The organism is Kitasatospora sp. NPDC032757 (assembly GCF_055579305.1).
The window spans coordinates 1-19,101 of sequence record NZ_JBVINN010000013.1; the positions used below are offsets into that span (position 1 = coordinate 1).

Annotated in this window: 23 protein-coding genes and 1 pseudogene; 10 read left to right on the forward strand and 14 right to left on the reverse strand. The window is 74.3% G+C overall.

All coding sequences use genetic code 11. The features are described from left to right. Both ACZ5WK_RS17020 and ACZ5WK_RS17025 read right to left on the reverse strand, forming a co-directional pair. Positions 1 to 574, reverse strand: a 574-nt coding sequence (locus ACZ5WK_RS17020; RefSeq protein ID WP_465548214.1) for a GH25 family lysozyme, incomplete at its 3' end; no start/stop codon positions are given. A 200-nt stretch (positions 575 to 774) separates the two neighbouring features. Next, on the reverse strand, positions 775 to 1,101 hold the full coding sequence (locus ACZ5WK_RS17025) for a rhodanese-like domain-containing protein (RefSeq protein ID WP_465548215.1): 327 nt from the start codon (positions 1,099 to 1,101) through the stop codon (positions 775 to 777). A gap of 38 nt (positions 1,102 to 1,139) precedes the next feature. Here ACZ5WK_RS17025 and ACZ5WK_RS17030 point away from each other — a divergent pair, with 38 nt between their 5' ends. After that, positions 1,140 to 1,781: a TetR/AcrR family transcriptional regulator gene (locus ACZ5WK_RS17030; protein ID WP_465548216.1), complete on the forward strand. Its 642-nt coding sequence runs from the start codon at positions 1,140 to 1,142 to the stop codon at positions 1,779 to 1,781. A 24-nt stretch (positions 1,782 to 1,805) separates the two neighbouring features. Here the strand turns inward: ACZ5WK_RS17030 and ACZ5WK_RS17035 are convergent, their stop codons facing one another. After that, positions 1,806 to 2,162: a nuclear transport factor 2 family protein gene (locus ACZ5WK_RS17035; protein WP_465548349.1), complete on the reverse strand. Its 357-nt coding sequence runs from the start codon at positions 2,160 to 2,162 to the stop codon at positions 1,806 to 1,808. Between the two features lie 211 nt (positions 2,163 to 2,373). Then, positions 2,374 to 2,928, reverse strand: a complete 555-nt coding sequence (locus ACZ5WK_RS17040) for an NUDIX hydrolase (protein WP_465548217.1) — start codon at positions 2,926 to 2,928, stop codon at positions 2,374 to 2,376. A gap of 257 nt (positions 2,929 to 3,185) precedes the next feature. Between ACZ5WK_RS17040 and ACZ5WK_RS17045 the strand changes: the two genes are divergently transcribed. After that, entirely contained in the window at positions 3,186 to 3,350 is a 165-nt protein-coding gene (locus ACZ5WK_RS17045; protein ID WP_465548218.1) for a hypothetical protein, read from the forward strand. Positions 3,351 to 3,392: 42 nt separating this feature from the next. Here ACZ5WK_RS17045 and ACZ5WK_RS17050 read toward each other — a convergent pair whose 3' ends face one another. Beyond that, entirely contained in the window at positions 3,393 to 3,560 is a 168-nt protein-coding gene (locus tag ACZ5WK_RS17050) for a hypothetical protein (protein WP_465548353.1), read from the reverse strand. A gap of 28 nt (positions 3,561 to 3,588) precedes the next feature. Continuing rightward, positions 3,589 to 3,852 (reverse strand): annotated as a pseudogene (locus ACZ5WK_RS17055) (ArsR/SmtB family transcription factor); the annotation flags it as partial. 221 nt (positions 3,853 to 4,073) lie between these two features. Here ACZ5WK_RS17055 and ACZ5WK_RS17060 point away from each other — a divergent pair. Then, complete coding sequence (locus ACZ5WK_RS17060) at positions 4,074 to 4,493, forward strand: TOBE domain-containing protein (RefSeq protein WP_465548219.1); 420 nt, start codon at positions 4,074 to 4,076, stop codon at positions 4,491 to 4,493. Positions 4,494 to 4,514: 21 nt separating this feature from the next. Here the strand turns inward: ACZ5WK_RS17060 and ACZ5WK_RS17065 are convergent, their stop codons facing one another. Then, the gene (locus tag ACZ5WK_RS17065; RefSeq protein ID WP_465548220.1) at positions 4,515 to 4,964 is read right to left on the reverse strand and encodes a molybdopterin-dependent oxidoreductase; all 450 of its coding nucleotides are present in this window, start codon (positions 4,962 to 4,964) and stop codon (positions 4,515 to 4,517) included. A gap of 550 nt (positions 4,965 to 5,514) precedes the next feature. Between ACZ5WK_RS17065 and ACZ5WK_RS17070 the strand changes: the two genes are divergently transcribed. The 3 genes from ACZ5WK_RS17070 to ACZ5WK_RS17080 all read left to right on the forward strand — a co-directional run bounded on the left by ACZ5WK_RS17070 (position 5,515) and on the right by ACZ5WK_RS17080 (position 9,135). Beyond that, positions 5,515 to 6,999, forward strand: coding sequence for a helix-turn-helix domain-containing protein (locus ACZ5WK_RS17070; RefSeq protein WP_465548221.1), 1,485 nt, complete (start codon positions 5,515 to 5,517; stop codon positions 6,997 to 6,999). A 281-nt stretch (positions 7,000 to 7,280) separates the two neighbouring features. Beyond that, a complete protein-coding gene (locus ACZ5WK_RS17075) occupies positions 7,281 to 7,658 on the forward strand; it encodes a YciI family protein (RefSeq protein ID WP_396319095.1) in 378 nt (125 codons plus the stop codon). Between the two features lie 142 nt (positions 7,659 to 7,800). Further along, positions 7,801 to 9,135, forward strand: coding sequence for an RNA polymerase sigma factor (locus tag ACZ5WK_RS17080; protein ID WP_465548222.1), 1,335 nt, complete (start codon positions 7,801 to 7,803; stop codon positions 9,133 to 9,135). Here the strand turns inward: ACZ5WK_RS17080 and ACZ5WK_RS17085 are convergent. Next, positions 9,101 to 9,577, reverse strand: coding sequence for a MarR family winged helix-turn-helix transcriptional regulator (locus ACZ5WK_RS17085; protein WP_465548223.1), 477 nt, complete (start codon positions 9,575 to 9,577; stop codon positions 9,101 to 9,103). The genes ACZ5WK_RS17080 and ACZ5WK_RS17085 overlap by 35 nt on opposite strands. A 92-nt stretch (positions 9,578 to 9,669) precedes the next feature. On the opposite strand from ACZ5WK_RS17085, the gene ACZ5WK_RS17090 reads away from it, so the two are divergent. Next, positions 9,670 to 10,452: a dioxygenase family protein gene (locus tag ACZ5WK_RS17090; RefSeq protein WP_465548224.1), complete on the forward strand. Its 783-nt coding sequence runs from the start codon at positions 9,670 to 9,672 to the stop codon at positions 10,450 to 10,452. A gap of 84 nt (positions 10,453 to 10,536) precedes the next feature. Here ACZ5WK_RS17090 and ACZ5WK_RS17095 read toward each other — a convergent pair whose 3' ends face one another. Both ACZ5WK_RS17095 and ACZ5WK_RS17100 read right to left on the reverse strand, forming a co-directional pair. Next, positions 10,537 to 11,184, reverse strand: a complete 648-nt coding sequence (locus ACZ5WK_RS17095) for an NAD(P)-dependent oxidoreductase (RefSeq protein ID WP_465548225.1) — start codon at positions 11,182 to 11,184, stop codon at positions 10,537 to 10,539. A 194-nt stretch (positions 11,185 to 11,378) separates the two neighbouring features. Beyond that, a complete protein-coding gene (locus ACZ5WK_RS17100; RefSeq protein WP_465548226.1) occupies positions 11,379 to 11,825 on the reverse strand; it encodes a Fur family transcriptional regulator in 447 nt (148 codons plus the stop codon). A 321-nt stretch (positions 11,826 to 12,146) separates the two neighbouring features. Between ACZ5WK_RS17100 and katG the strand changes: the two genes are divergently transcribed. After that, positions 12,147 to 14,381: a catalase/peroxidase HPI gene (gene katG, locus ACZ5WK_RS17105; RefSeq protein WP_465548227.1), complete on the forward strand. Its 2,235-nt coding sequence runs from the start codon at positions 12,147 to 12,149 to the stop codon at positions 14,379 to 14,381. A gap of 122 nt (positions 14,382 to 14,503) precedes the next feature. Here katG and ACZ5WK_RS17110 read toward each other — a convergent pair whose 3' ends face one another. Both ACZ5WK_RS17110 and ACZ5WK_RS17115 read right to left on the reverse strand, forming a co-directional pair. Further along, positions 14,504 to 14,887 carry a cupin domain-containing protein gene (locus tag ACZ5WK_RS17110; RefSeq protein WP_465548228.1) on the reverse strand — a complete coding sequence of 128 codons (384 nt, stop codon included), beginning with the start codon at positions 14,885 to 14,887 and terminating at the stop codon, positions 14,504 to 14,506. Between the two features lie 89 nt (positions 14,888 to 14,976). Then, positions 14,977 to 15,387 carry a hypothetical protein gene (locus ACZ5WK_RS17115; protein ID WP_465548229.1) on the reverse strand — a complete coding sequence of 137 codons (411 nt, stop codon included), beginning with the start codon at positions 15,385 to 15,387 and terminating at the stop codon, positions 14,977 to 14,979. A gap of 435 nt (positions 15,388 to 15,822) precedes the next feature. On the opposite strand from ACZ5WK_RS17115, the gene ACZ5WK_RS17120 reads away from it, so the two are divergent. Beyond that, positions 15,823 to 17,331 (forward strand): CYTH and CHAD domain-containing protein, encoded by a 1,509-nt coding sequence (locus ACZ5WK_RS17120; protein ID WP_465548230.1) that lies wholly within the window; start codon positions 15,823 to 15,825, stop codon positions 17,329 to 17,331. Positions 17,332 to 17,483: 152 nt separating this feature from the next. On the opposite strand, the gene ACZ5WK_RS17125 is transcribed toward ACZ5WK_RS17120, so the two are convergent. Together ACZ5WK_RS17125 and ACZ5WK_RS17130 are read right to left on the reverse strand one after the other, a co-directional pair. Continuing rightward, the gene (locus tag ACZ5WK_RS17125; protein ID WP_465548231.1) at positions 17,484 to 17,909 is read right to left on the reverse strand and encodes an SRPBCC family protein; all 426 of its coding nucleotides are present in this window, start codon (positions 17,907 to 17,909) and stop codon (positions 17,484 to 17,486) included. Positions 17,910 to 18,016: 107 nt separating this feature from the next. Beyond that, complete coding sequence (locus ACZ5WK_RS17130; RefSeq protein WP_465548232.1) at positions 18,017 to 18,445, reverse strand: hypothetical protein; 429 nt, start codon at positions 18,443 to 18,445, stop codon at positions 18,017 to 18,019. A 259-nt stretch (positions 18,446 to 18,704) separates the two neighbouring features. On the opposite strand from ACZ5WK_RS17130, the gene ACZ5WK_RS17135 reads away from it, so the two are divergent. Further along, entirely contained in the window at positions 18,705 to 19,019 is a 315-nt protein-coding gene (locus ACZ5WK_RS17135; protein WP_465548233.1) for a WhiB family transcriptional regulator, read from the forward strand. The last annotated feature ends 82 nt before the right edge of the window (positions 19,020 to 19,101 follow it).

Sequence of the window (19,101 nt, forward strand, 5' to 3'; positions counted from 1 at the left end):
CAACGCCGTATCGCCTTGACGGCAATACGGCTTCCCCTGACCCGCTACGCGGGAGATCCGTTTCCTCCCCCGGCTGAAGCCGGGGGTATCCACGGGGGTATCCGATGAACCCGGCATTGCGGGAGTCGCCGTACTGCTGGCCGAAGTAGGGGTTGGTGTACGTCATGCCCTCGGTGGCCTTCACATAGGCGAACCGGGCCCCGTCGGCGGCGGCCCGGGACCAGTCGGGGTTGCCCTGCCGGTTGGAGACGTCCATGCCCGGGGTCTGCACGGTGGCCGTCAACGGCCTGAGGCCGGGGCGGCCCCATCGGCCCTCGTGGACGCCGACGGTGGATCCCGCGAAGTCGAGCTCGGGGTGGAGGATCGGTGACCGCGCACGGTCGGTGCCGGCACGGGACGCGAGCCCGGCAGCATGGACGGGGCCGGAGGCGGAGGCGGCCAGCGAGGAGACGGTGGCGGCGAGCGCGACCAGGAAGCGGATGACCCGCGTGCGTGTCGGGATGGTCGCGCAGGGCGCGGGGGCGGCTGCGTGGCCTGCCGGGCTCGGTCTGGCCGGGCTGGAGCTGCTGGACATGACACTCCTTCGGTTCGCGCTGAAAGGTCAGCATTGAGCCGATATGGGCGGTTTGTCGGATTCTGTGAGATTGCCATGCGCCCGGCGCCACTGCCAGCACCCTCGGCCACGCATCCTGACCAACCGTCATGTGCAGCACCTTCGGCCCGGCGGGGGGGGGAGGGGCACCCCCGTGCCGCCCCTCCCCCGCCGGGGCCCGGTCAGGCGGACTCGGTGGGCAGGCCGGCGTCGGCCCAGTCCTCGATGCCCTCGCGGTACTTGCGGACGTCGGTGTAGCCGAGAGCCGTGAGGCGGTCCGCGACCTGGCCACTGTTGGCGCAGCCCGGGTTGGAGCAGTAGGTGACGATCGCCGCGTCGCGGTCGGGGAGCAGGGTGGGCGCCAGCTCGTCCACGTCGGCCCGGACGAGCGCGACGGCGCCGGGCAGGTGCTGCTTGGCGTAGTACTCGCCGCCGAGGGCGTCGACCACGGTCACGGAGCCCGCTTCGATCGCCGCGGCCAGCTCGTCCCGGGTGATGAGTGCAGTCATTGCCGCTACCTCCTAGGGATTCGGACTATAGTCCGGTTATGGCTCACGACAGTAACGGACCGCAGTCCGCTTCCGCAATCGTCCCGCTGGAGTCGCTGCGCACCCCGCCGCCCGCCGAACGGGCCGACGCCGCCCGGAACCGGGCCGCCGTACTGGAGGCCGCCGCCCGGCTGTTCGCCGAGCACGGGGTGGAGGCCGTCTCGATGGACCAGGTCGCGGCGGAGGCCGGAGTCGGCAAGGGCACGCTGTTCCGGCGCTTCGGCGACAAGGCCGGGCTGGGGGTCGCCCTGCTGGACGCGCGCGAGCGGGCGCTCCAGGAGGCGATCCTGCGCGGGCCCGCGCCGCTCGGCCCCGGCGACGGCTCCCCGCAGGCGCGGCCGGCCGAACGGCTGGCGGCGTTCGTGGACGCCTACCTGGACTACCTGCTGGAGCACCTGGACCTGGTGCGGATGTCGGAGACGGCCTCGCGCGGCGCCCGCTACCGCATCGGGGCCTACCGGTTCTGGCACCGGCACGCGGCGATCCTGCTCGCCGTAGCGGGCGCGCCGGACCCCGAGCACGACGCGCACGCTCTGCTGGCGGCACTCGCGGCCGAACACGTGGCCGCGCTGCTACCGGAGTTGGGCGAAGGCCGGATCCGGGCGGGAGCACGGAGGCTCGCCGCCCGGCTCACACCGTAGGGCGTGTCCGGCACGCCCCGGGCGTCAGACCTCGGCCCCGTACGCCCCGAAGCCCCGGCAGACCAGGCCGTCGCGGAAGGTCAGCGCCTCGGAGACGGCGACGCCGCGCTCGTTGCGGTAGTTGATGACGACCGTGTCCACCGAGACCCGGACGTCCTCCAGCGTGAAGTGCAGGTCCGGGAGAAGCCCCAACGCCTTCGCCCAGTAGGCGCGCAGGGCCTCCTTGCCGCGCACCTCGCCCGAAGGATCGCCGAACAGGCTGACGATCCTGGGCGAGGCGAAGACGACGTCGTCGGTGTAGTGGGCGAGGGCGGCCTCCAGGGTCGCGGGAGTTCCAGACCGCGACCCACTCCTCGGCGAAGCGCTGCCCGAAGGCGTGATCGATACTCATGCGCCTCATCCTCCCCAACCGACGCTCAGGAATGTACCGGCGGTTCACACAACCGAAGTCCGGCCGGCTCCACCTGCAGCCGGGCCTCAGTCATGCCGCGGTCCGCCAGCACCACCGCGGTGTGCAGGGGCAGCAGATCATCGGGGAGCGGTAGAGGCTTGGGCGTGCCGCCATCGTACGAGAGCCCACCGACAGGGCAGGTCAGTGGCGTGCCTGGGCCAGCCGGTGCGGCCCGAGGAAGTACGACAGTGCGGCGTGCGAGGGCCCGTCCGAGATGTTGCCGCTGCTCAGCAGCGTCACCACTTCGTTCTCCGGCAGCCACTCCACCCGGGCGGCCTCGGAGATGTCCTCCGGCTCGCCGATCCGGGTGCATCCGGTGACGTGGTAGGTACGGAAGTGGGCGTCGCTGATGCCCGCCATGGCGTCGTACTCGGTCAGCAGCTCGACCCGGCCGGGGCGCCAGCCGGTCTCCTCTTCGACTTCCCGGGCGATGGCGGCGGCCGGTTCCTCGCCGGAGTCGGCCCAGCCGGCCGGGACCTCCCATCCCCAGCGGCCGGTGATGAACCGGTGCCGGTAGATCAGCAGGAACTCGCTGCTGTCGTTGGTGACGACGGCGGTTGTGGAGGCTCGGGGCATCCGGATGACGTGGTGTTCGATCCGGCCAGTCCCGGGGATGTCGACGTCGTCGAGCCACACCTCGACCCAGGGCGATCCGTAGACCTGCCGCCGGCCGTAGACCTGCCACTCGTCCGACACCGTGTCCTCCCTATACCCGCGCGAGCTGGTGCCCCGACTCTCTCACGCGTGCGGCGAGCTCACGCACGGGCGTCTCGCCGGCCCAGGGTGTGAGGGCCCGCTGGAACGCGCGGGCTCGAAGAACGAGAGGCTGCACGACGCTGGTCCCGGCCGGCGGCGCCTTCGGCCCGCCGATGCCTCCGGAGCCACCACTTGGGGCCGGCATCGGCCCCGCGCACCCCCCACCCCTTGCCCCCGAACACGCCGCCCGCTACCGAATGGCCGCCGACGGCCTCCACCACGCGCGCGAACTCGACCTCATCACCATCGGCCGGCCTCGGCCCACACTGGAGTACGAGCGCCTCCGCGCCGCACTTTCGGACTCGCTCCAGCTCATCCGCTACATCACGACCATCGAAGACCCCCGCCGCCCCGGACGCTGACCTGCAACGATTCCTGTCCGCGACCGACCTTCTAGATGCCCGCTAAGAAAATGTCTCGCCGGAGAGGTCGGTGAGCATGTGGCCGGAGTCGGCGAGCAGGGCGAGGTTGCCGGAGAGCAGGCCGCCGATCACCTGGAGGACGAGGACGGCGCCGGTGACGGTCAGCAGCATCCGGCGGCGGCAGGCGCCGCTGACGGTGGCGGACTCCATGTCGGTGCTCCTCTTCAGGGGGCAGGACCGCTTCAGGGGGCAGGACCGCGGCGAGGAGGTCCCGCAGGGCGTGGGCGAGGCTGTCGTCGGCCAGGTGGTAGCGGGTGCGGCGCCCTTCGGGGACGGTCCGCACCAGGCCGCAGTCGCGCAGACAGGCGAGGTGGTTGGACACGTTGGCCCTCGTCAGGCCCAGCTCCTCGGCGAGGTCGGCCGGGTAGTGGGGGGCGGCGAGCAGGGCCAGCAGGATGCGGCGCCGGCTGGTGTCGGCGAGCGCCTTGCCGACCCGCTCCATGGCCGCCTCCTGCGCTTCGGCGGGGAGGTGCGAGTTGCGGGTGCTCCGGGCGGTCCGTTCCATGGCCCAAATCGGCAGATGCGAGGCCGGTGAGGGTTCGGCCCTGGCAGCTGCGAGAGGCCGCCACATGGCGTGTGACCTGGGATTTTCCGGCTACTAGGGTGGATCAAGCCACGATCGGGAACCCGTAGCTCCATGATCGAAAGTACGAGGAAGCACCCATGAGCCTGAGCATTCGCAACCAGCTCCCCGGCACCGTCACCGCCGTCACCACCGGCGAGGTCATGGCCACCGTCAAGGTCCGGCTCGACTCCGGGCAGGAGCTCACCGCGGCGGTCACCGTGGACGCCGTGAAGGACCTCGGCCTCGGCGCGGGCAGCGCGGTACGGGCGCTGGTGAAGTCCACCGAGGTCTCGCTGGCCACGGGCCCGGTCGCCGGCCTGAGCATCCGCAACCAGATCCCGGGCACGGTCGCCGAGGTGGCCACCGGTGGCGCGATGGCCGGGGTGAAGGTCGACGTGGCGGACGGCGCGCTGACCGCCGCGATCACCGCCGACGCTGCGGCCGAGCTGGGCCTGGCGGCCGGCTCGTCGGTGGTCGCGCTGATCAAGTCGACGGAGGTCTCGCTCTCCGCCGCATGAGGGACGTGACGCTCGGCCGCCTCAGGAGACCGGCGCCTCCAGCGGCCCGAGCCAGACGGCCGTGACCCCGCTGACGTAGCGGGCGCCGCAGCGGTCGTCGGGGACGACCAGTTGCGGGCCCGCGGAATCCAGCGGCACGCCGTCCATGCTGGTGGCGAGCAGGATGCACCGGCCGCCGAAATCGGGGTCGATCTCGGCCCAGGAGACGACGGCGCGGTGGCCGTCGGCGCCGCTGACCGAGAGCAGGAAGCGCAGCCGCTGCTTGCGTCCGGTGAAGTCGATCCGCGGGCCGGCGGCGCGCAGCACGTCCCAGAGGGCGGGACCCTCGTAGCCGTGGCGCTGCTCGCCCTCGGTCAGGCAGTCGAAGCTGACCTCGACCCGGTGGGCGGGCAGCGCGCGCAGTTCCTCGACGGTCAGCTCGGCCGGCCGGTCCAGGTGACCGTGCAGCCGGACTCTGGCGGACGCTCCCATGTGCCACCCTCCTCCCGGACCGCGCCGGTGCGGTCGCCACGGTCCGGCAGAACTGGTACCCGAGCGGGAACCGGGCCATTCGCACATGCGGCCCTGAAAGGAATATTTCAGCCGCATCTGCGATGGATAGGTGTCGGATCAGGCAGCATGTGCCACCTCCGGCATCTCCGCCGCACCCGACGCACCCGATGCGACTGCCGCGACTGCCGCGCCCGACGTGCCCGCTCCGCCGTGGATCCGGGACAGCGGCTCCGCCGGCCCCGTTGAGGCCGGCCGCGGTGCCGAGGTCCATGAGGCCCCGTCCGGGCGAGGGGCGGAGGCGGGGGTGCGGGGCGCACCGGAGGAGACACTGCGGTGCGCCCCGCACCGATTGAAGCAACGCGGCAACGGTGCGGACGACTGGTTCCGGACACCATCCGCGGCGGCCCGCGCTGGAGGATCCACCAAGGAGGATTGCAGGTCATCGGCTTGCATTTACGATGCTCATGCCCCGGTCGACCTCGCAGCTGCGATGGCCATGGTCCGGCGCGGAGCACAAGGAGCGAGAGAGATGATCGTCGGAGACCTGCTCGACCTGGCCGACCTGGACATCCGGCTGGCCTGGGGGACGCCGGAGCTGCTCGCCCGCCCGGCCACCGGCATCAGCTCCACCGACCTCCAGGACCCGGCCCGCTACCTCCGGCCCGGAGAGCTCGTCCTCACCGGCCTGGTGTGGTGGCAGCCCGCCGACGGCTCCGGCGCACTGCGCTTCGCCACCGCCCTGCGCAGCGCCGGCGTCGCCGCCCTGCTCGCCGGGGAGGGCACCCACGGAAGCGTCCCCGACAGCCTGGTCGACGCCTGCCGCACGCACGACATCCCGCTGCTCGCCGTCCCCGCCGGCGTCAGCTTCCGGTCCGTCACCGACCGCGTCTACCTGCGCCTCTGGGGCGACCTCCGGGCCGGCGAGCAGAACACGGCCGCGATACCCGACACCGTCCGGCGCGAACTCGCCGAGCTGATGCGCGCGGGCGCCGCACCCGGCGAGGTGCTCGCACACGCGGTGGGACGGCTCGGGGTGCCGGACTGCTCGCTCACCACCGCGGGCGGACGGCTCGTCGCCGGACCCGCCGTGGCCGGCGGGCGGGGCGACCTCGGACTGCCGGTCGGACCACAGGACGGCTCGCCGTTCGACGGGTGGCGGCTGCGGCCGCACGCCCGGGACGCGGTGGCCGAACCGGTGGTCCAGGGGCTGGCCGAACTGCTCGCCCCGCTCGCCGCCCGGGCCCACGCCGAGGCGGGCGTGCGGCGGCGGACGGCCGGGCAGCTGCTCGACGCACTGGCCGTGGACGCGGACCCGGCCGAACCGCTGGGCGCCTGCGGGCTGCCGGCGGACGCGTCGCTGGTCACCGTGGCCGCCCGGATCGACGACGCCCCGCCGGGGTGGGCGGCACACGCGCTCACCGAGGCGCTGCACCCGCTGGACGCCCCGTACGCCGCCGGGACGGACCGCGCAGGGCACGGGAGCGACCGCGGCCGGCAGGCCGCCGCCCTGGTGGCCGCACCCGCCGCGCAGGTCGCCGACCGGCTGCGCCGCGCCCGGCCCGCCCTCCAGGCCCGCCTCACCGGGCGGCGCACCCTGCGCTTCGGCGTCGGCCCCGCCGTCCCTGCCGCCGCGGGCCCTCTGCGGGCCGCCCTGGTCCAGGCCCGGTACCTGCTGGACGGCCCGTCCGGGGCGATCGGCACCGCCGCCGAGCTGGACTCGCTGGCCGGGTTGCTGCGCGGCATCCCGCCCGAGGTCACCGCGGCCTTCCACGCCCGCCTGCTGGCCCCGCTCACCGCCCACGACCGGGAGAACGCCGTCTCCCTGCTCGGCACCCTCGCGGCCTTCCTCGACCACGACGGCTCCTGGGCCCGCACCGCCGGGACCCTGCACATCCACGTCAACACCGTCCACTACCGCATCCGCCGCATCGAGGAGCTCACCGGCCGCAACCTCGCCCGCCTCCAGGACCGCCTCGACCTCCGCGCGGCCCTCCTCTGCGCACCGGCCCGCTGAGTCCGCGCAGCGGGGTGCGCTGCGCCCGAGCGGCACCGCGCCGAGCCCGAGCGGCCGCGCCCGAGCCTGCGCGACACCGCGCCGAGCCTGCGCACCGGCCCGCCACACCTGCGCCCCGGCCCGTCGAACCCGCCGCCGGTCGGCCGGGGGGACGGCTGCGGTGGCCGCGTCGGAAATCTCCCGGAAGAATTTCCGGGCGGCTGTCGATCCGGCCGTTCCCCGTTCGACGCAGGGGTGAAAGAGGCGGGGAGAAGCCCCGTCCTCCCGACCGAGGAGTCACCATGCCGCGCTTTATGTCGCTGATCCGTATCAACGAGCAGGACGCCCCGGACATGCAGTCGGCGGGCCCGGACTTCGAGAAGCGCATGGGGGCGCTGTTCGAGGAGATCACCAAGGCCGGGGTGATGCTGGACACCGCCGGGCTGCTACCGACCGCCGAAGGCACCCGGATCACCTGGGACGGCGGGAAGCTGAGCTTCACCGACGGGCCGTTCACCGAGACCAAGGAGGTCGTCGGCGGCTACGCCATCATGCAGTGCAAGGACAAGGCCGAGGCCGTGGAGTGGACCAAGCGCTTCCTGGAGATCCACCCGGTGAGCTGGACGGTCGGCGCCGAGCTGCGCCAGATCGACGGGAACACCACCCCGCCGGAGGCCTGATCCGGCGGCCTCGGTCCCGGGGCACGGTGTCGGAGGCCTTGGCCCCGGAGGCGTCGTGCCAGCGGCCTCGGCCTCTGGCACGGCGCCCGATCGCCGCGTCCGCGTTTGCCCCGGCCACGGGCGGCTGCTCTGATAGGTGGCCGTGAACGGGAGCAACGCGGCCGTGGCGGTCGAGGCGGTGTTCAGGATCGAGTCGGCGCGGATCATCGCCGGTGTCGCCCGCATCGTGCGGGACGTGGGCATCGCCGAGGAGCTGGCGCAGGACGCGCTGGTCGCCGCGTTGGAGCAGTGGCCCGAGCAGGGCGTCCCGGACCGGCCGGGGGCCTGGCTGATGACGACCGCCAAGCACCGCGCGATCGACCTGGTCCGCCGCAAGGAGACGTACGCACGCAAGCTCGCCGAGGTCGGGCGGTCGCTGGAGGACGTGCCGCCGCCGGAGCCGGCCGAGCCGGACGACATCGACGACGACCTGCTGCGGCTGATCTTCACCGCCTGCCACCCGGTGCTGTCGGCGGAGGCCCGGATCGCGCTGACGCTGCGGCTGCTGGGCGGGCTCACCACGCTGGAGATCGCCCGCGCGTTCCTCGCGCCCGAGCCCACGGTGGCGCAGCGGATCGTCCGCGCCAAGCGCACGCTGGCCAGGGCACAGGTGCCGTTCGAGGTGCCGTACGGGGAGGATCGCGCGGCCCGGCTCTCCTCGGTGCTGGAGGTCATCTATCTGATCTTCAACGAGGGGTACTCGGCCACGGCCGGCGACGACCTGCTCCGGCCGGCGCTCTGCGAGGACGCACTGCGGCTGGCCCGGGTGCTGGCCGGGCTCGCCCCGCAGGAGCCCGAAGTGCACGGCCTGGCCGCACTGTTGGAGTTCCAGGCGTCGCGGGCGACGGCCCGGACGGGGCCGGACGGGCAGCCGGTGCTGCTGGCCGACCAGAACCGGGCCCGCTGGGACCGGCTGCTGATCCGGCGCGGGTTCGCCGCGCTGCAACGGGCGGGCACCGGCCCGTACTCGGTGCAGGCCGCGATCGCCGCCTGCCATGCGCGGGCGGTGCGCTACGAGGAGACCGACTGGGCGACGATCGCCGCGCTGTACGGGCGGCTGATGGCGCTGACGCCGTCGCCGGTGGTGGAGCTGAACCGGGCGGTGGCCGTCTCGATGGCCCACGGCCCGGCGGCCGCACTGGAGTTGGTGGACGCGCTGGCGGCCGAGCCCGCGCTGCGCGAGTACCACCTGCTGCCGAGCGTCCGCGGCGATCTGCTGGCGCGCCTCGGGCGGGCGGCGGAGGCGCGGACGGAGTTCGAGCGGGCGGCGGCACTGACCCGCAACGCGCGGGAGCGTGAGCTGCTGCTGGAGCGGGCGGCAAACGCGGGAGCCGCGCCCGGCCCGCCGGCTCCGCCCGGGCCCCCCTCGGCGGGCGGTCCTCCGGCGGCGTCCGGCCCCCCTGCTACGCCCGGTCCTCCAGCCGCAGACGGGCGCTGACCTCGCCGAGGCCCTCGGCGAGGACGGCGAGCTGCTCGCGGGTGAGCACGTCGATCAGCAGCTCGCGGACCAGGGCGACGTGGCCGGGGGCGGCCCGGCGCAGCATCTCCCGGCCCTCGTCGGTGAGTTCGGCGAAGACGCCGCGCACGTCGCTCGGGCAGGAGCGGCGGCCGGCCAGGCCCATCCGCTCCAGCTGGGTGACCTGATAGGTGAGGCCGCTCTTGGAGGTGATCAGCTTCTCCGCCAGTTCGGTCATCCGCAGGGAGCCGGCCGGGGCGGCGGAGAGGTGCACCAGGATCTCGTACTGGGTGTGGGAGAGGCCCGAGTCCTCCTTGAGCTGGCGCTCCAGCCGGCGGTTGAGCAGGTTGCTCGCGGCGACGAAGCCCCGCCAGGCGGCCATCTCGTCCTGGTCGAGCCAGCGCGGTTCGTTCGTGGAGGACATGGGGGAAGCCTACTCCCGTTGTTCAAATTCGAACCAAGGTGTACCTTCGTGGTGTCGAGGTTTAAATTTGAACTACTAGCCGAGGAGCCGCCATGAGCACCGCCGCCCCCGAGCGCATGCCCGCCCTCTACCTCTCCCACGGCGCGCCGCCGCTCGCCGACGACCCGGTCTGGCCCGGCCAGCTCGCCGCCTGGTCGGCCGACCTGCCGCGCCCCAAGGCGATCCTCATGGTCTCCGCGCACTGGGAGGAGGCGCCGCTCGCCCTCGGCGCCGTCACCACCGTGCCGCTGGTCCACGACTTCTGGGGCTTCCCCGAGCACTACTACCAGGTCCGCTACGCCGCCCCCGGCGCCCCGGAGCTCGCCGAGCGCGTGCGCAAGCTGCTCCGCGCCCCCGGCACCCCGGTCCAGGACATCCCCGACCGCGGCCTCGACCACGGCGCCTACGTGCCGCTGGTGGAGATGTTCCCGGAGGCGGACGTCCCCGTCCTCCAGGTCTCCCTGCCCACCCTCGACCCGCAGCGGCTGCTGGAGATCGGCCGCCGGCTCGCCCCGCTGCGCGACGAGGGCGTGCTGATCGTCGGCAGCGGCTTCTTCACCCACAACCTGCGGGCGCTCAGCTCCGACGGCCGGGTCACCTCGGTGATGGCCGAGTTCGACGACTGGGGCCGGCGCGCCCTGGACGCGAAGGACCTCGACGCACTGCTCGACTTCGAGCACAAGGCCCCCGCGGGGCGGCTCGCCCACCCGCGCACCGAGCACTTCGCCCCGCTCTTCGTCACCCTCGGCGCCGGCGAGGCCGACCTCGGCAGCCAGCGCAGCGTGATCGACGGGTTCTGGATGGGGCTGGCGAAGCGCTCGATCCAGCTGGGCTGACGCACACCGCCGACGCGCAGAGCCGACGCGCGACGCCGACGCACAGCCGACACGCACAGCCGACGCGCACAGCCGACGCGCGCCTCAGCCCGGGCCGCAGGTGAAGCGCTCGCCGATGTGTTCCGGCTGCTCGATCTCGTCGACCAGGGCGGCGGCGTAGTCCGGGACCGAGATCCAGCTCCGGCCGGACGCGTCGGCGAGCGCCTGTTCCAGCCCGGTGCGGTAGCGGCCGGTGCGCTCGCCCGGTACGAGCTCGGCGGCCGGGCTGAGCGCCGTCCAGCGGATGTCCGCGACGGTGCGCAGGTAGTCCAGGGCGGCGCCGTGGGCGTGCATGACCTGCAGCAGCGGCGCCGGCAGGCCGGGAGCGTCCCAGACCCGGACACCCGGCGCCGTCTCCAGACTCCCCGCGCCACTGACCACCAGCAGCCGGGGCGCCACGTCACCGAGCGTCCGCAGGCCCTCGACCAGCGAGCGGGCGGCCGGCTCGATCAACTCCCGCCGGCCCGGGCCGTCACCACCGCCGACGGCACTCACCAGCACGTCCTGCCCGGCCGCGACGCGGGCCACGTCCGCGGGGACGAGGACGTCGCCCGGCACGACGACGGCCGCCCCGCCCCGGTACCGGGCCGGATCGCGGACGACGGCCGTCACCCGGAGGCCGCGGGCGACGGCCTCCGCGACGACGGCGGCGCCGACGGTGCCGTTGGCGCCGAACACGGCGATTCTGGCCATGCGGGGACCTGCCTTCCGGGCTGCGGTGGAGGATGCGTCACAGCAGTAGCACCCACCCCCCGGGCACGCCGCACGGACACGCGGGGCACCGGCCCGGAGCCGGCGATGATCTGACGACGGGTCAGGGGCCCGTGGTCCGGCCGCAGGCGTCCCGGGTCTCCGGGGTGTGCCGGGCGTCCCGGGTGTCCGGGAGCTCAGCTCCCGGCCGTCGCCGGAGACGGTCCGGGGGCGGGGGCGCAGGACGGGCAGAGGCCCCGGTAGGTGACCTCGGCCTCGAGGACCGTGAAGCCGAACCGCTCGCCCGCCGGGAGACAGGCCATCGGGTCGCCGGTCGGACGGACGTCACGGATGGTGCCGCAGCCGGAGCACACCAGGTGGTGGTGCGGGTCGTGCCCGTTGGGGTCGTAGCGCCTGGCGCGGCCGTCGGTGGCGACCTCCGTGACCTCACCGAGGGAGACCAGCTCGCCCAGCGTGTTGTAGACGGTCGCCCGGGAGATCTCGGGCAGCCGCTGCACGGCGAGGGCGTGCACCTCGTCGGCGGTCAGGTGCACGTGGTCTCCGTCCAGGACCTCCGCCACGACACGCCGCTGCGCGGTCATCCGCCAACCTCGACCCCTCAACCGCTCCAGCAGGTCGCTCATATCGTTCCACCTCTTCGGATTTCGGGGGAGTCCGGATTCCGGCGGCGGACACCCGGGTTCCGACGGGACAGGGGCTCGGCATGCTTCTTGACTTGGATTCCGTCCATCGTAGGATCGGTTCTGGAGATAGCCCAGGGACAGTAGCGCTCCAGAGTGGCAAAGACCCGGACGGAATCCGGGAGACCCGCCGAAACCGCGGAGACCGCCGCTGCTCCCCGGACGAGAACGCGAAGACCGTCGTCCGCCGGGGCCCGAGCCCTGGCCGTGACGCCGCCCCACAGTTCCTGAACACCGTGATCCGCCCGGCCCGGAAGGATTCCCATGTCTGAGAACAATGACGCCATCGTCGTGGACGCGAAGGCGGAGGGCGCAGGAGGCGGCTGCCCGGTCGCACACGAGCGCGCACCGCATCCCACGCAGGGCGGGGGTAACCGCCAGTGGTGGCCGGACCGGCTCAATGTGAAGATCCTTGCCAAGAACCCCGCCGTCGCCAACCCGCTCGGCGCCGACTTCGACTACGCGGAGGCGTTCAAGGCGCTCGACCTCGCGGCCGTGAAGCGGGACCTCGAGCAGACGCTGACCACGTCGCAGGACTGGTGGCCGGCGGACTTCGGCCACTACGGCCCGTTCATGATCCGGATGGCCTGGCACAGCGCCGGCACCTACCGGATCAGCGACGGCCGCGGCGGCGCCGGCGCCGGCCAGCAGCGCTTCGCCCCGCTCAACAGCTGGCCCGACAACGCCAACCTCGACAAGGCCCGCCGCCTGCTCTGGCCGGTCAAGAAGAAGTACGGCCAGAGCATCTCGTGGGCCGACCTCATGATCCTCGCCGGCAACGTCGCCCTGGAGTCGATGGGCTTCGAGACCTTCGGCTTCGGCGGCGGTCGCGTGGACGTCTGGGAGCCCGAGGAGGACGTCTACTGGGGCCCCGAGTCCACGTGGCTCGACGACGAGCGCTACACCGGCGAACGCGACCTGGAGAACCCCTTCGGCGCGGTCCAGATGGGCCTCATCTACGTCAACCCGGAGGGCCCCAACGGCAACCCGGACCCGGTCGCCGCGGCCGTCGACATCCGGGAGACCTTCCGCCGGATGGCGATGAACGACGAGGAGACCGTCGCCCTGATCGCGGGCGGCCACACCTTCGGCAAGACCCACGGCGCCGGCCCGGCCGACAGCGTCGGCGTCGACCCCGAGGCCGCGCCGCTGGAGGAGCAGGGCCTGGGCTGGAGGAGCTCCTACGGCACCGGCAAGGGCGGCGACACGATCACCAGCGGCCTCGAGGGCGTCTGGACCAACACACCCACCACCTGGGACAACAGCTTCTTCGAGATCCTCTTCGGCCACGAGTGGGAGCGGTTCAAGAGCCCGGCCGGCGCGCACCAGTGGCGGCCGAAGGACGGCGGCGGCGAGGGCAGCGTCCCCGACGCGCACGACCCGTCGAAGCGCCACGCCCCGACGATGCTCACCACCGACCTCTCGCTCCGGTTCGACCCGGTCTACGAGCAGATCTCCCGGCGTTTCCTGGAGCACCCCGACCAGTTCGCGGACGCCTTCGCCCGCGCGTGGTTCAAGCTGACCCACCGCGACATGGGCCCGGTCGTGCGCTACCTCGGCCCGGAGGTCCCGTCCGAGACGCTGCTCTGGCAGGACCCCCTCCCCCCGGTCACGCACGCGCTCGTCGACGACGAGGACGTCACCGCGCTCAAGGAGAAGGTCCTCGCCTCCGGCCTGTCGGTGGCCCAGCTGGCCTCCACCGCGTGGGCGTCGGCCTCGTCGTTCCGCGGCAGCGACAAGCGCGGCGGCGCCAACGGCGGGCGGATCCGCCTGGAGCCGCAGAGCGGGTGGGAGGTCAACGAGCCCGACGAGCTGGCCGCCGTGCTGCGCACCCTGGAGGGGATCCAGGAGTCCTTCAACGCGTCCCAGACCGGCGGCAAGCGGATCTCGATCGCGGACCTGATCGTCCTCGCCGGCGCCGCGGCCGTCGAGAAGGCCGCCAAGGACGCCGGCGTCGACGTCCGGGTGCCGTTCACGCCCGGCCGCGTGGACGCGTCGCAGGACCAGACCGACGTCGAGTCGTTCGCCGCGCTCGAGCCGGCCGCCGACGGGTTCCGCAACTACCTCGGCAAGGGCAACCGGCTCCAGGCCGAGTACCTGCTGCTCGACCGGGCGAACCTGCTGACCCTGAGCGCCCCGCAGCTGACCGTCCTCGTCGGCGGCCTCCGCGTCCTGGGCGTGAACCACCAGCAGTCGCCGCTCGGAGTCCTCACCAAGGCGCCGGGGACGCTGACCAACGACTTCTTCGTCAACCTGCTCGACCTGGGCACGACCTGGAAGGCCACGTCCGCGGACGCGACCACCTTCGAGGGCCGCGACGCCGCCACCGGCGAGGTCAAGTGGACCGGCAGCCGGGCCGACCTCGTCTTCGGCTCGAACTCCGAGCTGCGGGCGCTCGCCGAGGTTTACGCGAGCGACGACGCGAAGGAGAAGTTCGTGACCGACTTCGTCGCGGCCTGGGACAAGGTGATGAACCTCGACCGGTTCGACCTCGCCTGACCGTGCCGTCCGGACCGACCGGCCGGCCTCGGGGCCGGCCGGTCGGTCCGTCACGCGGGCCCGGGTGGTCGGGTCCGTCACGCGGGCCCGGGCGACCGGCCGGGGCCGTCCGGCCTACAGGCCTACATCCCCGGCTGCAGTGGTGCCGGGCGGACCGTCATGCCGGGACGCCGGCGGTGCACCGTGAGGTAGACGACGCCGTCCCGCCCCGCGCGGACGCCCCGCTGCGCCCCGCGCGGCAGCAGGCGCAGGGCGCCCGGCCGCAGGTCGTGGGCGGTGCCGTCGCAGCGGAGTGTGCCCTCCCCCGCGATCCCCAGCACCAGCACGTCGAGATCGGGCTCCACGTGGTCGGCGACGGTCGCGTCCGGCCTCAGGCGCACCACGTTGGCATCGAGCTGGCGCTCGGCGCCGGTCAGCCGCCACAGCGCCCCGGCGGCGTCGGCGGCGACGTCGTTCAGCAGGTCGTCCAGCACCACGCCGTCACCGTGGGCATCCGGGTCGCTCATGCCGGACATCATCCCACCGGGCGGTCGGAGCACCGGTCCGCGCCCGCCCCGGCCGGTCGCCGCGTCCCCTCTCAGGGCGGTGTGTCGTCTCAGGGCGGCGTGTCGGCGTGCCCGCAGACCCACGCCAGAGCGTCGTGCACCCCCTGGGCGAAGTCGCGGGCCACCGTGCGACGGGACCGGTCGTCGAGTTCCACCATCGCCGCGTCCACCTCGGCCGTCAGCGCCGTGAGGTCCGGCACCCCGTCGCCGTGCGCTCCGGTGACCGGCGCGGCGACACCCCGGCCCAGCGCCCACCGGTAGCCCGCCAGGCAGCCGCCGGCCGTCCGCTCCCGGTGGCCCGGCGTGGTGCTCCCGGTTCCCGGTTCGGTCGGCGTTTCCGCGTCGGTCGGTGTTTCCGCGTCGGTCGACGTTTCCAGTTCGGTCAACGCACGCGCGACCTCGTCCACCGGGCGCACACCCACGGTGCGGTTCTCCGGCACCCAGTCCTGTTCATTCGTCATACCGGTGCGTCTAACCGCGCTTCCCCCGGTGACACCCCGGGAGACGAACCACCGCCCGGATGGAGGAGGGAGGCCGGGACGGGGGGAGCGCAGGCCAAGGGGAGCCCGGGACGGGGCGGCGCCCGGCCGTGGGCGGGGCCTGCGGGCGCAGGGGCCCGGCCACCGGAGGAGGGACGTCACGGTGGCCGGTGGCCGGGCTCCCGGCGAGGCGGGCCGGCCCGGACCGGGAACCGGGGGGTGGGCCTCGGCCCGGGTACCGCCCGCCGCGGCTCTTCTCACCCGGGAACGGCCGCCCAAACCCCCGTCCCCCGCGAATCCGCCCCGACCGGGCCGCTCGCCGCGGTCGCCGCCCGCACACGCCCACGTGGTCCCACGTGGTCACCACCCTGCTTCGGAACCCTGCTTCGAACGGCCCACAGCGGACAGACGATCCGTATGACAACCACACACCAGGAGATCGAGCGCAAGTACGAAGGGGCGCTGCGGCGCCCGCCGGCAACCGACGGGCTTCCCCAGGTGGCGCGGGCCGTCGCGGGCGGCACCGAGCAGCTCGACGCCGTCTACTTCGACACCGCGGGCCTGCGCCTGCTCCGCGCCGGCATCACCCTGCGCCGACGCACCGGCGGCCACGACGCCGGCTGGCACCTGAAGATCCCCGGTGCCGACGGCATCCGTACCGAGATCCGGCTGCCACCCGACGCCGGGGACGCCCGCAGACCGCCGAAGGAGCTGGTCCGCCTCACCCGTGGCCTCGCGCGCGGCGAGCCCCTCGCCCCGGCCGCCCGGCTGCGGACGCGACGCGAACGCACCCTGCTGGTCGACGCCGGAGGGGGCACGCTGGCCGAGCTGGTCCGTGACGAGGTCACGGCCCAGACCCTGGGCGCCGCCGCCGGGGCGGAGGGGGCCACCGAGGTGAGCAGCTGGGTCGAGACCGAGGTGGAACTGGACGCGGGCGCACCGGACCTCCTGGACGCCGTCGAGCGTGACCTGCGCGACCAGGGACTGCGCCCCGCCGCGGAGGCCTCCAAACTCGCCCGGGTGCTCGGCGGGCGTCTGCCTCCGGTGCCGGACGCCGGGCCGCCGGCCGGATCGGTCGGCGCGGCCCTCACCGGCTACCTACGGGACCACGTGGCGGCGCTACTCGCGCTCGACCCCGCGGTCCGCGCGGACCTGCCGGACGCGATCCACCGGATGCGCGTCCACGTCCGCCGGCTGCGCAGCGCGCTGGCGGCCCACCGCAGGCTGCTGGACCGTGCGGCCGCCGACCGGCTGGACGGTGAACTGCGCCGGCTGGGCCGGGTGCTCGGCCGGGCCCGCGACGCCGAGGCGCTCGGTCAGCTCCTCGGCCCCCAGGCGGCCGGGCTCCCCTCCGCCGGCCGGCCGCAGGAGGTGGGCGCCCTACTCTCGTCCTGGTTCGGTCACCGGTACGCACGGGAGCAGCGCGCGGCCGTCCACGCCATGCGCGACCAGCGTTACTACGCGCTGCTGGACGCCGCCGAGGAGTTCGCCGCCCACCCGCCGCTGCGCCGGCGCGCCGCCCGCGGGAAGGCGGAGGCCCGGCGGGTGCTGAAGCACCAGCGCCGGCGGACGGTGCGGCGCCTGGACGCGGCCCTCGACCTGCCGGCCGGCCCGGACCGGGACCGTGCGCTGCACCGCGCCCGCAAGGCGGCCAAACGCGCCCGGTACGCGGCGGAGAGCGTCGCACCGGTGGCGGGGCGGCGCGCCGGGCGGCTGCGCAAGCGCATGAAGCGGCTCCAGGAACCGCTCGGCGCGCACCACGACGCGGTGGTGGCGGGCCCGGCCCTGCTGGAAGTCACCGCTGAGGCGCGCCGCCGGGGCCGGGACACCTTCGGGTACGGCTTGCTGTTCGCCGCGCAGCGAAGGGAGGCCGACGAGCAGGTCGGGCGGGCCCGCGAGGCCCGGAGACGGCTGAAGGGTGCCTGAGCGCACCCGCCCCCCTGCCGTGCGACTCCGCGGGCGGAGGCCCCCGGGACCACCCCCGGGCCCACCGGGCGCGGCGCGGCGCGGCGCCGGGCGGAGGCCGGGCGCGACGGGGGGGTCGACCGGGGTGTCACCGCGGGCCGAGGCCGTCGGGATCACGCTCCCCGGTCACGCTCGACGAACGTCTTGAAGTCCCCGAGGTCGTCGATCACCTGACGGTCCGCGAAGCCGAGCACGTGACCGATCCGCTCCACCAGGCCGTCGGGCTCGACGTCCAGTTGGAGCATGACCCGCGTCGTGTGCTCGCCGACGCGGTGGAAGGTCACCACGCCCGACTGCCGCACACCACCGGCGAGGGTGGCCCACGCGAGCCGCTCGTCCGGGACGGCCTCCGTCGTGCAGGCGTCGAACTCCCGCCGCACGCCGGCCACATCGACCACCCAGTGGCTCAGTCCGGGGCCTCGCCGCTCGATGCTGACGATGCCCCGCATGAACGCCGGGAACTCCTCCAGCCTGGTCCACTGCTCGTAGGCCGCCGCCGGCGGGATCTCCACCTCGACCGATTCCTCGATCCTCGTCATGGGTCCGTCCCTTCTCCGGGTGCCGGGCCGCCGGACAGCGGTCCGCCTGGTGCGCCTTCCCCGGTTGGACCGGGTCATGTTCCCGGGCCGGCGGCCCTGTCCGGCCGTCAGGCGTGCGGGGTGGCCGGCGGTCCCGGCGGCCGGGGCGGGGCGACCGGGGCGAGCGCGGCCGAGGCCGCGGCCAGGGTGTCGGTGAGGACGGCAGCGGTGCGCGCGGCCTCGTAGAGGCGCTCGCGTGCGTCGCGGGCCGCGCGGAGGGTGTCCTTGGCGTCGGCCGCGTCGAGCCCGTGGGCACGGTCCGGTCCCAGCCGCCCGGCGGCCTGCTCGCTGCTGAGGAACGTGGCGAGCAGGTCCAGGAGTTCGGGCAGTCGCGCGCTGACCAGGGCCAGGGCGGCCACCGCTGCGGCCGCGTCGGCGGGCAGGACCAGGCCCGGGCCCTCGGCCGTCGCCCCGTGCCGGACGGCGGCGTGCAGCAGTTCGGCGGCTCCGGCGGACAGTTCGGCGACGGACGACGACGGCGGTACGGGGTGGCTCATGGCAGTCCCTCCCTCGGGGTGCGGGGCCGGGCGGACCGGCCCCGCCGGCCGGTACGGCCGACCTCTTCTGCCCCGGGGACGCCCGGGCATGCACCCCTGCGGCGGACCCACGGCCGGACGACCGGGCTGTCGGACGACCGGACGACCGGACGACCGGACGACCGGACTGTCGAACGACCGGACGACCGGGCTGTCGAACTAAACGGCTGTCGGGCCGTCGGGCGGTTTGTTCCCGGGCCGACGGGTCAGACGGATCGCCATGACCGATACCTCCCGGCTCCCCGGCGCCCTCGACCACTACTGGAACTGGCAGGCTCGCGCGGCCTGCCGCGGTGGCGACACCGCCCTCTTCTTCCACCCCGCGGGTGAACGCGGCCAGGCCCACAACGAGCGCGAGCAGGAGGCCAAACGGGTCTGCGCCCGCTGTCCGGTACGCCGTGCGTGCCTGGAGCACGCCCTGCGGGTCCACGAGACCTACGGCGTCTGGGGCGGCCTGACCGAGTCCGAGCGCGCCGTCCTGCTCAGGACGGGGCGCCCCGGACGCCCGTCCGGCCGGGCCCGCGATGCGGCCTGACGGCGCCACGGCCACCGACGGCCGGCGCCGTCCCCCGGCCTGCCCGCGGTCCGTCTGCCGGGCCGCCCGTCCATCCGCCCGA